8 protein-coding genes and 2 pseudogenes are annotated in these 13,001 nt (G+C 67.3%); 7 read left to right on the forward strand and 3 right to left on the reverse strand.

Translation table 11 applies throughout. The features are described 5' to 3' along the window. Positions 1–391 precede the first annotated feature (391 nt). Positions 392–1,498 (forward strand): glycosyltransferase, encoded by a 1,107-nt coding sequence (locus tag LOK55_RS13470; protein ID WP_229935775.1) that lies wholly within the window; start codon positions 392–394, stop codon positions 1,496–1,498. Continuing rightward, positions 1,495–2,463, forward strand: a complete 969-nt coding sequence (locus tag LOK55_RS13475; RefSeq protein WP_229935776.1) for a glycosyltransferase family 1 protein — start codon at positions 1,495–1,497, stop codon at positions 2,461–2,463. Before LOK55_RS13470 ends, LOK55_RS13475 begins: the two co-directional genes overlap by 4 nt. An 82-nt stretch (positions 2,464–2,545) precedes the next feature. Here LOK55_RS13475 and LOK55_RS13480 read toward each other — a convergent pair whose 3' ends face one another. Both LOK55_RS13480 and LOK55_RS13485 read right to left on the reverse strand, forming a co-directional pair. After that, positions 2,546–3,610: a glycosyltransferase gene (locus tag LOK55_RS13480; protein WP_229935777.1), complete on the reverse strand. Its 1,065-nt coding sequence runs from the start codon at positions 3,608–3,610 to the stop codon at positions 2,546–2,548. Continuing rightward, complete coding sequence (locus tag LOK55_RS13485) at positions 3,607–4,719, reverse strand: hypothetical protein (RefSeq protein WP_229935778.1); 1,113 nt, start codon at positions 4,717–4,719, stop codon at positions 3,607–3,609. Before LOK55_RS13485 ends, LOK55_RS13480 begins: the two co-directional genes overlap by 4 nt. 357 nt (positions 4,720–5,076) lie before the next feature. Between LOK55_RS13485 and LOK55_RS13490 the strand changes: the two genes are divergently transcribed. From LOK55_RS13490 to LOK55_RS13505, 4 genes are all read left to right on the forward strand, one after another. Continuing rightward, positions 5,077–5,391: a hypothetical protein gene (locus LOK55_RS13490; RefSeq protein WP_229935779.1), complete on the forward strand. Its 315-nt coding sequence runs from the start codon at positions 5,077–5,079 to the stop codon at positions 5,389–5,391. A 36-nt stretch (positions 5,392–5,427) separates the two neighbouring features. Continuing rightward, a complete protein-coding gene (locus tag LOK55_RS13495) occupies positions 5,428–6,261 on the forward strand; it encodes a hypothetical protein (protein ID WP_229935780.1) in 834 nt (277 codons plus the stop codon). An 84-nt stretch (positions 6,262–6,345) separates the two neighbouring features. Then, positions 6,346–9,603 (forward strand): glycosyltransferase, encoded by a 3,258-nt coding sequence (locus LOK55_RS13500; protein ID WP_229935781.1) that lies wholly within the window; start codon positions 6,346–6,348, stop codon positions 9,601–9,603. 8 nt (positions 9,604–9,611) lie between these two features. Further along, complete coding sequence (locus tag LOK55_RS13505) at positions 9,612–11,270, forward strand: polysaccharide pyruvyl transferase family protein (protein WP_229935782.1); 1,659 nt, start codon at positions 9,612–9,614, stop codon at positions 11,268–11,270. Between the two features lie 41 nt (positions 11,271–11,311). On the opposite strand, the pseudogene LOK55_RS13510 reads toward LOK55_RS13505, so the two are convergent. Further along, a pseudogene (locus LOK55_RS13510) lies at positions 11,312–12,070 on the reverse strand (IS3 family transposase); the annotation flags it as partial. Positions 12,071–12,199: 129 nt separating this feature from the next. On the opposite strand from LOK55_RS13510, the pseudogene LOK55_RS13515 reads away from it, so the two are divergent. Next, positions 12,200–12,910: pseudogene (locus LOK55_RS13515) on the forward strand (IS256 family transposase); the annotation flags it as partial. Positions 12,911–13,001 lie beyond the last annotated feature (91 nt).

Genomic DNA, 13,001 nt, shown 5'->3' on the forward strand with positions numbered 1-13,001 from the left:
ACTCGTCCGTGTAGTTCTTCCTAGCCATCCCTTGAATTCTCGCTTCCCCAGCAACGTGCTGGAATCAGCGTGCCCAAGATCAGGGGTCAAGCGCCGATGCCGAGGAGGTGCTGCCCGTCCAGGTGAAGGGCACTGTCTGGTTCGCCGTTCCCGGACTCGGCTGGGTGAATCAGGCGCTTTCGGGCGCGCGAGAGTGGCTCGTCCCCGTGATCGCCGCGGCTCTTCTCGCTTACGCCGGCTGGATGGTGGTCGCGGGTGCGCGCGACGTGCGGCGACGACGCGTGAGCGATGCGCAGTCGCGCCCGGGCGCGTCTCGATGATCTCTGCTCCGTAGAATCGACTCCATGCCCACGGAGTGCCGCCGCGTCGATCGAGAACCCCGGGGCGTGCGGTGAGCGGCATCCTCGTGCACGAATGGCTGGCGCCGACGGGTGGTTCCGAGAACGTGTTCGAGGTGCTCACCCGTGTCTTCCCCGACGCGGCGACCTACTGTCTGTGGGATGCCAGCGAGGGTCGTTTCACCATCGACGGCGAGAGCTGGCTCGCACAGACCCCCCTACGGGGACGGAAGGTGGCGGCGCTGCCGCTCATGCCGCTCGCGTGGCGGCAGCTGCCTGCGCAAGAGGCCGACTGGGTGCTCGCGAGCAGTCACCTGTTCGCGCACCATGCGCGGTTCGGCGGGCCGGCCCGCAACGTGCCCAAGCTCGTGTACGCGCACACGCCGGCACGCTACATCTGGTCGCCCGAGCTCGATGCGCGAGGTGAGAGCGCCCCCGCGCGCGCGGTCGCGGCGATGCTCAAGCCACTCGATCGCGCCCGCGCGCAAGAGGCTGCGGCGATCGCCGTGAACAGCCGTTTCGTCGCCGATCGGGTCGCCGACGCGTGGCAACGCGAGAGCACAGTCATCCACCCCCCGGTCGATGTCGCGGCATTCGGCGTCGACCCTCGGCCGAGCGATGCGGACGAGAATGTGCTCGCGGCGCTTCCGACCGAATTCCTGCTGGGGTTCTCGCGCTTCATCCCGTACAAGCGTCTCGAACTCGTCATCGAGGCGGGTGCGGCCACCGGACTGCCGGTCGTGCTCGCCGGTGCGGGGCCGGAGGAAGAGCGCCTGCGGGCCCTGGCGGCGACGCGGCATCCGGGCCGCGTGCACTTCGTGATCGCGCCGAGCGGTGAGCTGTACCGTGCGCTGCTACGCCGCGCGCTCGCGCTGATCTTTCCAGCGGTGGAGGATTTCGGCATCGTGCCGGTCGAGGCGATGGCCGCGGGCGCCCCGGTGGTGGCCGGCGCGCTCGGCGGCACGGCGGAGACGGTCGTGCACGGGGAGACGGGGGCGCTCGTCGACGAGTGGTCGCCGGCAGCACTGCGTGAGGCGGTCGACATCGCGACCGCGACGGCGGGAGATGCCGCGCGCACCCGCGCCGCGGCGTTCTCCACTGACGTGTTCGCCCAGCGCATCAGCGAGTGGGTCGCCGCGAACACGGGCGCGCGGGCATGAGCGAACTGTACGTCGACGATCGCTATCGCGGTGCGCACGGCATCGGGCGCTATGCAGCCGAGGTGGTGTCGCGTCTGCGCCCGCAGGGGCGGCGCCTGGGCCTCGACGGCAGCCCGCATTCGCCGCTCGATGCCTTCCGTGCGTTGCCGGGTCTCGATCGTGACGCGCTCGTCTACTCGCCAGGGTACGGCGCTCTCGTTCGCGCGCCGCGGCAGATCCTCACGGTGCACGACCTCATCCAGCTGCAGGTGCCGTGGCCGGGGCGCGCGAAGTTCCTCGCGTACTACGCCGGGCCTGTGCGCCACACGATCCGGAAGGCCGGTGTCGTGCTGACCGTGTCCGAGACGTCGGCGACCGCAATCCGCGAGTGGGTGCGCGACGACGCGGTGCGCGTCGTCAACGCGGGCAACGGATGCTCCGCGGCGTTCCGCGTGAACGGAGTCGCTGCCGAAGCATCCGATCCGTATGTGCTGTACGTGGGCAATCTTCGCGCGCACAAGAACCTCGCGGTCGTTCTGCAAGCACTCGCCCTGACGCCGGACGTCATGCTGCGCGCCGTCGTGCCCGAAGGCGAGGTGACGGATGCCGAGGCGCGGGCGGCGCGGCGCGGTGTCGCCGGTCGCGTGACCTGGCTGCACGGCGTCGATGACGAGCAGCTTGCGACGCTGTATCGGGGTGCGGCGGCGACCGTGATGCCGTCGACGATCGAGGGCTTCGGCCTGCCGGCGCTCGAGTCGATCGCGTGCGGCGTGCCGGTGGTGTTCTGGCGCGGCTGCGCCGCCGTCGGCGAGATCGTGGGGGACCGAGGCTGGGCGATGGACTCCGCGCACGACGCGGATGAATGGGCTGTCGCGCTGGCCCGCGCCGCCGACGCCCACCGCCGCGTCGCACCGCCCGTCGGGGCCCAGGACTGGTCCGCCGTCGCAGCGCGCGTCTCCGTCACCCTGGAGACCGCGCTCTCCTGACCACGTGCCACGCGCGTCTCTTGCCCGCCGGTGGTGGATTGCCTGCGAGGGACGAGCGGGCGCATCGAGATCAGGGCGTCCCTCAGCGCCCGCGCAGCCCCTCGACGAACCCCACCAGCGCGGCCGTCTTCGCCTCCCACGACTCCTCCGCCGCTCGCGCGACCCCCGCGACATTGGGTGACGAGTGGGCGAGCGTCCTCTCCAGCGCCGCATCCGCATCCGCAGGCCCCGTGTAGGTGAAGACGCCCGTCGCCTCATCGGCACCGAGCACGGGCGTCGACCGGGCGACGACCGCAAGACCCGCTGCGAGGTACTCGTAGAGCTTCATGGGGCTGCGGCCGGCGTTGAGCGGGTCGTCCGAGAGCGGCAGAAGCCCGACGCGCGCGCCGTGCAGCAGGGTGGGGAGAGCGTCATACGCGACCGGCCCGAGCACCTCGACGTTGCTCGGCAGCGAAGCGGGTGGCGAAGCTGAGGGGCCTGCGATCGCGAAGGTCACGTGCGGGTGCGTTCGCGCCCACGCGATGACGCGCGCCCAGTCGAAGCGGCCGTCGAGCGCGCCGACGTACACGGCCCGATCGGGTCGTGCGGCGAACCCTGAGTCGCCGAAGCGGGCGGCATCCACGCCGTTCGGCAGCATCAGCGCCGGCGCACTCACCTCGCCGAGCGCGCGCAGCACTTCGGCGGAGGTAGCGATGATCCCGTCGGATGCGGCGATGATGCGCTGCTGCAGGCCGGCTTTGACGCCGTCGGGGTAGAGGTCGGTCGGGCGGTAGACGAGGCGCGGAGCCAGGGGGCGCACCGACGCGTCCCACAGCAGCGGCTGATCGATCAGCACGGCGTCGAAGGTCGTCGCGAGGCCCCACCGGCCCAGTTCGCGTGCGACTCGGAACGGGCCGTACGGGCGGGGGAGCGTCGTGCGCGGGACGAGATGCGCGACGCCGTCGGCGTCGCGGTACGGGCCCTTCGGCAGTGCGGCGGATTCCGTGCGGGAGACGCGGCCCGTGAGTCGGTGCGCGAGCGAGATCGGTGTGGAGAGGTGCACGACGTCGGCGCCGGAGCGAGCGAGCGTGCGTGCGTAGTGGTGGCTGCCGACGCGGAACGGTCCGAAGGCGTGGGTGTGCGAGAGGAAGAGGATGCGGTCGCTCATGCCCGCGCTGCCCGGATGGTCTCGCGAACTTCGCTCTCGATGTAGGCGAGCTGCGCCGCGGCATCCGACACCCGCAGTCGCACCTCTTCCGAGCGCTCGATCTGCGCCTTTAGGAACCGCTGCATGGCGGGCGCGTCGGTCGTCGCGTAGTCGCGCGAGAGGTCGTGCAGCCCGATGCTGGCGAAGGCGGCGGTGATCTTGCCGGTCGGATGCGGAACGAGTTCCACGGGCACCGCGCCGCTGAGCGCGGCGAGCACGAGCACGTGCATGCGGTCGCTGATGACGAGGCGTGCGCGGTCATAGCGGTCGCGCAGGGTCTGCTCCTGCACGATCGGGTCGGTGTCGCCCCACGGGTCGAAGACGCCGCCGAGGGCGTCGGCGAGTTCGCGGGCGCGTTGCTCGTCCTCGCGCACTTGCACGACGGTGCGGATGCGCAGGCCGGCGGATGCCGCGGTGTCGCGCACCGCCGCGACCCACGTCGCGCCGGGAAGGGGGCGTGTCCCGCGGAGGCTGACGACGAGCTCGTCGCGCTCGCCGTCGGGAAGACCCGGTCTGAGTCCCGCGCCGAACCCGATGTCGGGCACCACGCGCTCGCCGCCGGCGAGAGCGGCGCTGCCGGACTCGCGCCAGAGCGCGAACTGCGACAGGCGCGCCGCGCGGGCGTGCAGCCAGAGGGCGAGGTTCGTGGGTGCACGGATGCCGCGCGGCGGCCGCACGACGACGCCGCGCTTGAGTCGCACGATGATCGTCTCGGCGAGGAAGACGGTCTCACGCAGGACGTTGCCGCGGTCGAGCGGAACCTCCCCGGCCTCGAAGACGAGGACCGGCCGTCCCGGCGAGGTCGCCAGCAGCCACAGCCACCGCGCGACGCTGCGCTTCGACCGGAGCACGCGCGTACCAGTTGGAACGCCGAGCTGTCGCAACCAGACGTCGGGGCCAGCCCCCGTGTACGCGACGAGTTCGTCCGAGGTGCCGATCGCCCACTCGAGCCCACCACGCCGGATGAGCGCGTCGCCGATGTTCCCTGCAGGCCCCGTGAGGGAGACGAATGTGCGGGTGGGGCGGCGTATCCGGCGGGGCTCCGCGGGGGAGCGTGCGCCGGTCGTCATCCCCATAACCTATCGCTGGTCGGCCCGGCCGCCGCTCCGGGCGGCGGCGCCGGGAGGGTCGTCGGGCGGTGGGGAAGATGTTCTCCCTCGTCCGGTGGCCGGACGACCGACGCATTCCCTATCATCGGCGTGAGTCCGCGTTCGGATTGCTCTGGGGAGAGCGCGCGGGGACATGCTGGGGGTATTCGTGCGAATGCAGCGTTCAGGTCACACACGCCTTGGTCGGTCAGCCTTCGCCGGCACGGCATCCGGCTGGAGCCGCGTCTCGCTAACGCTCTAGGGGCGCTGACGCTCGCGGTCGCGCTGCTGACGGGCACCGCCCCGGCATCCGCTGCGCCCACCGGTGCCGTGCTCACCGTGACGGTGACCAATTCGGCGGCGACCGCGGTCGCCGGCAAAGACGTCCTCCTCACCGTGACGGTGACGAATTCCGGCGCCTCGACGCTGGATCTCTCAAGTCTGACCGAGTACGAGGGGCCTGGAGCGTCCATCGGACTGTGGACCGCCGACCCGGCAACGTGCTCCATGGCGACCACGTCGGGTGGTGTCGGCGGCTCCGAGAACGTCTGCTTCGAGAGATTCGACACGGGCGTCGACTGCGCCTCGGCGAGTGCAGGGTGGCCGCCCGGATGGGCGTGGACCGGCTTCGTCAGCGGCAACGGGCCCGCCTGACTCGCTCCCGGCGCGTTGTTCTCCTGCAAGATCGGCGTGCACGTTCTGAAGGGTGTGATCGCGGGGGCCGGACTGGCGCTCGAGGTGTGCGATTCGCCGGAAGGATACGAGTACTTCCCCGGCGAGAACCACGGCGACACCGCGTTCGCGGTCGTGACAGGGCCCGCCGCGGGGACGCAGGACGCTCCGAAGGTGTCCGAGACGGCCTCCGTCGGCAAGACGCTCACGGTCACGACAGGTTTCGCGGGTCCGTGGAACGATGCGTACTCGCGCCAGTGGATGCGCAACGGCGCGGCGATCGCCGGAGCGACGGCCCCGACGTACGCGCTGACGGCGGCCGATCGCGGCGCGCGCATCAGCGTCCGGGTCACCGGTCAGAACTCCAAGATGCCCTGGACGACGTCGTCGGTGGCGTTCACGTCGCCGCAGACCGTCGCGGTGGCGGCGGGGACGCGCGCGGCCGTGACGCCGACGATGTCGGGTTCGGTGGGCTGTCGGGAAGACGGTGAAAGCCGCGGCGGGCAGCTCGACGAAGGGCACCACGCTCGCCTACCAGTGGTACGCGGGCGGGAAGGCGATCAGCAGGGCCACGGCCTCGTCCACACGCTGAAGGCGACTGATACCGGCAAGACGCTGACCGTGAAGGCGACCGGCAAGAAGTCCGGGCACACGACGGCCGCCAAGGCGAGCAAGGCGACCGCGAAGGTCGCCACGGTGAAGACTCCGACGATCTCGGGCACCGTGAAGGTCGGCAAGAAGCTGACCGCGAAGCCGGGCGCATGGACGACGGGCACCGCGTTCACGTACCAGTGGTTTGCGGCCGGCTCTGCGATCAAGGGGGCGACGAAGTCGACCGCGACGGTCAAGTAGAGGGGCGCGTGACCATCCGGAGGTGTGCCTACGGGCCGTGCTGCCGAGACAATCGGGCCGGTGCACCCTGGCTAGACTCATGTGGTGCCCCACGAGAGTAGCCCCCGCGATCGTTCCTGGAACACACCGCTTCGTCATTTGCGACGTTTGACGCGCACGCGCGGCAAGCTCGAAGCCGATCTTCGAGAGCAGGCGGCCAACGCGGCGCGCTTTCGGAACGAAGCGCGCGAGCTCCGGTCGCGCCTCCAGGCGAGTCGCGCCACCTCGGAACGTCATCGTCAGCAGTTGCGCGATATCCGTTCGCGCGAGGCGCAGGGCGACCGCGCGCTGGAGAGCGAACGCATCGATCTCTTGCTGGGATCAGGGCTATTCGATGCGGAGTACTACAGCAGTGCCGCAGCCAAAGACGGCCTGAACGAACGAGAAGCGGCTCTCCACTACGTCCGATTCGGCTGTCTCGCCCTCCTCAACCCGCACCCGTTGATCGAGGTGGAGTTTCTGCCTCCCACGGTGCGAGAGCAACTGCGGAGTCATGATGTCGGCGCACTCCTGGAATACCTGCGATCGGAAGACGCAGCCACTCGACCGTGGGGGCCGCTGTTCGACCCTCGAGCCTTCGACGCGGGCAGTGGCGACGTGGCGATCGATCATCTGCTCGCCCTCGTGCCTAGTGATTCGCTCCCTGTGCCATCCAACTACCTCGGCCCGGTACCCACATTCGGTGAGGCGCGGCAGCAGGCCATCACGCAGGCGATAGATTTTGCGGCGCAACGTGGTCGCGAGGTTCGCGTGGCACGTCGATGGGACACGGAGACGGAGTCGGCGTTCCGTGAGGGTGCGCAGCGGCCCGCGGAGGGTCCGCTCGTCTCGGTGGTCATGCCGACATGGAACAGGGAAGAGACTGTCGCCGCCGCGATCGAATCGGTGCTCGAGCAGCACTACGCAACCTGGGAACTGATCGTCGCCGACGACGGCTCAACCGATGGCACGCGGGAGGTTGTGCGCGGCTACGCGCAGGCCGACCCTCGTGTCCGTCTTCTCGAACGAGCGCATCAAGGGGTTTCGGCTGTACGCAACGCTGCGCTCGACGCGGCCCGCGGTGAGTACGTCGCCTTCCTCGACGCTGACAATACGTGGCGACCCGACTTTCTGGCGCTGAGCCTGGGCGTGCTCGTCGGGGACCCCGAACCCGTCGCAGTCTTCTCCGGGATGCGAATCCACCGCGCGGACAAGCCGGATGTGTTCCGCGGCGGCGACGTCAGTCCGATGGACCTTCGTTTCGGCAATTCCATTGACATGAACGTCCTTATCGTACGCTCCGCTGCGATCGAGGAGGTCGGGCAATTCGATGAGTCGATCAAGCGCTGGGTCGACTACGACTTGATCCTCCGGCTCTCTGGGCTCGGCTCGATGCGCTATCTGCCTTTCGTGGGATGTGATTACCTCGATGACTCCCGTCCGGATCGGATCACCAGTAGCGAGTCGGCGAACTGGGTCTTCGTTGTCATGGCGAAGCAGACGATGGACTGGGAAGCGGCGGATCGCGAGCTGTCTCAGCGAGTGCCAGGTCGCGTCAGCGTCGTCACCATCGCCTACGAAGACCACGCCCGCACGCTTCGAGCCGTGGATCGTGTGCTCGAAAGCACCGACGGCGCCGATGTGGAGGTCGTCATCGTCGACAACGGTTCGCGACCCGCCGTGGGCCGCGTGCTTTCGGCCCGGTTCGCACTCAACCCACGAGTGCGCTATCTCCGTCTTCCGCGTAATCTCAATTTTGCGACGGGATCAAATGTCGGTTTTGCGCACTCGACCGGTGAGTTCGTCATGTTCTTGAACAATGACACCGCCGTGAAGGATGGCTGGCTCGAACCTCTTGTCGACCGGCTTCGGTCGAGTGAAGCATTCGCGGTGCAGCCACTACTGCTGTACCCGAATGGCAACATTCAGACCGCGGGAACAATCTTCAACGCCTCGAACGGCCTTGCCACTCATTTCCTGGCGGAGCACCCGCCGCAGGACGCGGCGCGTCACAGCGGCAAGGGGTTCAGCGCCGTAACGGCGGGCGCGATGCTGATCAGCGCGCGTGATTTCGCGCGCGTGCGCGGTTTCGACCCGATCTATGCGAACGGCCTGGAGGACGTCGATCTCTGCCTTCGCGCAGGCGCAGAGTTCGGTGCCACCTTTGAGGTCGAACATCGCTCCCACGTCGTACACGAGGAGAGCAAGTCTCCTGGCCGTTTCGACAGAGAAACAGTCAACCAACACATTTTTCGCGAGCGCTGGGGCGGACGGCTGCCCGCACCACAGGGCCACCACTACCGTGAGTTGGGGTTCACCTGGACCCACATGCGTTCGTCATTATTCCCTCGTCCGATTCTCGCTCGTCCCGCACGCAACGTGGTTGTCGAGGGCAAGGGCGAGCTGCCGTCGTACCGCTGGTCGATCAAGATCGGTGCGAAAGGGTCGCAGGACAGGTGGGGCGATGTGCCCTACGCGGATGATCTCGCCGAGGCTCTCACCAGCCTCGGCCAGGAGGTCGTCATCACGCGTCACGGGGCGCAGAATCAATCCAGCGCGTACCTCGACGATGTTTTGCTGACCATCCGTGGCGCTGAGCCTGTCGCGCCGCAGGCAGGACGAGTCAACATTCTCTGGGTCATCAGTCGCGCCGAACGCGTCACTGTCGAAGAAGTTCGCGGGTACGACGCGGTTTTCGCCGCGTCCCCCAGATGGGCGGCGTGGATGAGCGAGCAGAGCGGACGACCGGTAGAGGTGCTGCTTCAGGCGACAGCCCCCGAGCGCTTCCACCTTGACATTCCTGCAGCGCCCCAAAGAGACGATGTTCTCTTCGTCGGGGGGCCTCGCATCGCCGAAGGCGGTCGTCCGATCGTGAACGCCGCACTCGCTTCGGGAATCGACGTGGCACTGTGGGGAGGACGATGGGATGAAGTGGCTCCGGCCGACCTCGTAAGGGGCAACTTCTTGCCGTTCGCGGACGCGCCAGCACACTATCGTGCCGCGAACATCGTGCTCAACGATCACATGGAGTCCATGCGAGAGTGGGGCTTCATAAACAACCGCACATTCGATGCGGTTGCGGCTGGTGTCCCGGTCGTGTCGGACGACGTCGACGGTCTTGATCTTTTCGGTGGAGCGGTGAGGGCCGTTCACGATGCCGCCGAGGTTGCCGACGCACTGACAGACCGCAGTTGGATCCCGGACGATGAGGCCATGCGCGAGATCTCCGCGATCGTCCGGGAGGAGCATTCCTTCTACAGGCGTGCCGAGGTATTGCTCGACCGGGCGATGCAGCTCGCTCCACGTCTCCTTGTGCAACCCTGAGGCATGATATGGTTCCGAGCTTCTCTCCCCGTTCGCGGCCCCGCGTGGTGGCTGTTGGTGCCTATGAGCGGGACAATTTCGGAGACCTGCTCTATTTGGAGCTCATGCGGATCCACGCGGGGGATCGCCTCGAACTGACCTTCACGGCGCCGTTCCCGGCAGACATGACCGGTGCCTCTGGCCACGTCATCGGCGCAGCCGGACCCGCGCTCGCCGAGGGGGACTTCGATGCGATTTGGACGGTCGGGGGTGAAGTCGCGTCCGCGACGTTGGAGTACGCGTACCGGACAGACTTCGGCGATGAGGCATACGAACAATTGCTGAGCCTGTCGTTGCCAGATCAACGCGCAGCACTCGTCGAGGCCGCTGGAGGAACGCACTACGACTCGCCTTACATCCCTCGCTTGAGCTCGCACGGGGATCATCATGCCGCGCTGATCCTGAACTCCGTCGGGCTGGGCGGAGTGCTCAAGGCGAGAGGAGCGCGGCGACACATCTTGGAGGCGACGATCCGAGAAGCCACGTTCATTTCCGTGCGTGACCGCGGGTCGCACGATGCGCTGGACGGTCTCGGCATCGGTCATCGTCTCGCACCAGACCTCGCACACACGTTGCCGCTCATTCGAAGCGTCGATTCGGCACCCGCACCGTATGCGCTTCTGCAATTGCCTGAGTTCGCGGTGGCGGAGCACGGCATGGATGCATGGGTCGATGCCGTCACGTCGTCGGCAGCCCTCGCGCAGCTGCCGATACGTCTTTTCATTGCGGGCAGCGCCCCAGGACACGACCGCGTGGACACAGCCCACGAGGCGCGTGACGCGATCTCTACTGCTACGGGATGGGCAGTCCAGGTCTCCGAAACGCAGGGTGCATGGGACCGCGTAGATGAGATCGCAAGGTCTTCGCTGTGGATCGGTGGGAGCCTTCACGGCAGGATCGTCGCGGCCGCCTATGGCGTTCCACGTGTGAGCATCAGGTCGTGGAAAGTCGACCAGTACGCCGAAACCTGGGACCCGGCATTCCCATTCGGTGTCACTGCGACGACGCTCGCGGATGCTGTCGAGTACGCGCTCGGCGTTCGGGACAGTGGAGACAACGGCGCTCTCGCGCTGCAGGCTTCAGAAAACCTGGAGCGTGCGATCGACGCGGCCCTGGGGCAGTCCGACCGCGCGACGGCGACGGAGTCCACATCCCGGCTGTTGGCGATCCGGGTCGCAGAAGCCGAGGCGCTTCAATCGCTGGCCAAAGAGTACGAACTCGCTGGGGCACCCGCCGACCGGGCCACGATAGACACGCTGCGTTCCCGTATTGAAGATCTTCAGGGGCATCGCGACAGATGGCGAGATGAGGCCGTGCGTCTTCGTGAGGACCGGAACCGATGGCAAGACAAGGCGGAGCACAGCGCCGAGGATCGCGACAGATGGCGAGATGAGGCCGTGCGTCTTCGTGAGGTCCGGAACCGATGGCAAGACAAGGCGGAGCACAGCGCCGAGGATCGCGACCGATGGCGTGTGCAGGCGCAAAGCCTCGACGAGGATCGTGACAAGTGGCGGGCCAAGTTCGAGAGCATCCGAGTTGATCGGGATCGATGGCAGCTCGAAGCCGAGAAGTTGCGTCGCGATCGGGACGCATGGCGTGATCGCTACGAGCAATCCGATCAGAAATAGACCAATCACGGGAATGCTGAGCTTTTGGTTGACTCGTTTCCTTATCCCGCCAGGCAGGCGGGGTCTTTCATGATGGTCTCGAACTCGATGGGCGTCAACTTCCCGAGTCTTCGTTGACGGCGGCATCGGTGGTAGCGTGCCTCGATCCAGTACACGATCGCGAGGCGAAGCTCGTCACGGGTGGTCCACTGCTGCTGGTTGAGGACGTTCTTCTGCAGCAGACTGAACCAGTTCTCCATGGCCGCGTTGTCCGCGCACGCGCCGACTCTGCCCATCGATCCGCGCAGCCCGAAGTGTCGAAGGGTACGCCGGAATCTACGGCTTCGAAATTGACTGCCTCTATCGGAATGCACCGTCACCCCGGCTGGCTTACCGCGCCGGTGGAACGCGTCGGTGAGCGCGTCAACGGCCAGTCGGGCCTTCATCCGGTCGCTGATCGAGTAGCCCACGATCCGGTTGCTGAACACGTCCTTGACCGCGCACAAGTACACCTTGCCCTCACCGGTTCGGTGTTCGGTGATGTCGGTGAGCCACAACTCGTTGGGCCGGTCGGCGGTGAAGTCACGTCTGACATGGTCGTCGTGCACGGCAGGACCCGGCCGGCGATGCTTCCGAGAGCCCTTGCGGCGGTGCGCGGCCGAGAACATGCCCTCCTGCGAGCACACCCGCCACACGCGACGCTCAGACACCTGCCAGCCGTCGTCGACGAGTTCGTCGGAGATGAGCCGGTACCCCTGACAACGGTCCTCATCCCACACGTCCCGGGCAGCGTTGATCAGATGCGCCTCGTCCCAGTCGCGATCGTGATGGCGCTCATCGAAATTCCCCAGAGTTGCTCATCGGAATTCCTCAGGTCGGGGACTGTCAGCAAAACGGTGGATCTGGGACTGGCCTGACCGAAAGGAAGGGCTGTGAGCCAGACCATCGAGATGATCGATCCTGTGACGGGAGAGATCATCGATCAGCAACAGATCGCCGAGCAGCTGCTTGCGCAGGCGAAGGAGCAGGGCGTCAGCCTCGTGGGGCCGGGAGGCCTGCTGGGCGGGCTGACGAAGACCGCGCTCGAGGCGGAGATGACCGAGCATCTCGGCTATGAGAAGCACGCGTCATCGAACGGCGAGAACGCGCGCAACGGGACCCGGTCCAAGACCGTGCTCACCGAGGTCGGTGCCGTCGAGATCGACGTGCCGAGAGATCGTGACGGGTCGTTCCAGCCGAAGATCGTGCGCAAGCGGCAGCGGCGGTTGGACGGGATCGACGAGATTGTCCTGTCGCTGACCGCGCGCGGGCTGACGACTGGTGAGGTTGCGGCGCACTTCGACGACGTCTATGGCGCGAGCGTCAGCAAGGACACGATCTCGAAGATCACGGACAAGGTGATCGAGGAGATGACCGAGTGGCAGAACCGTCCACTGGACCGGGTCTACCCGGTGGTGTTCATCGACGCGATCGTGGTGAAGGTCCGGGACGGGCAGGTGCGCAACAAGCCGTTCTACGTCGCCGTCGGCGTCACCACGGCCGGGGAGCGCGACATCCTCGGGATCTGGGCCGGCGATGGCGGCGAGGGCGCGAAGTTCTGGCTGGGCGTGCTCACCGAGATCAAGAACCGCGGTGTCGAGGACGTGTGCATCGTGGTCTGTTATGCCGTGGTCGTGGTTATGCCGATGATGCTCGGACGGTCCAGGTCAGCGGCGGTGGGCGGGCTCCGGTTGTCGGCATAATCAGGCGGTG

Origin of the sequence: Microbacterium sp. F2E (assembly GCF_020905435.1) — a bacterium.
Lineage (GTDB): Bacteria > Actinomycetota > Actinomycetes > Actinomycetales > Microbacteriaceae > Microbacterium > Microbacterium lacticum.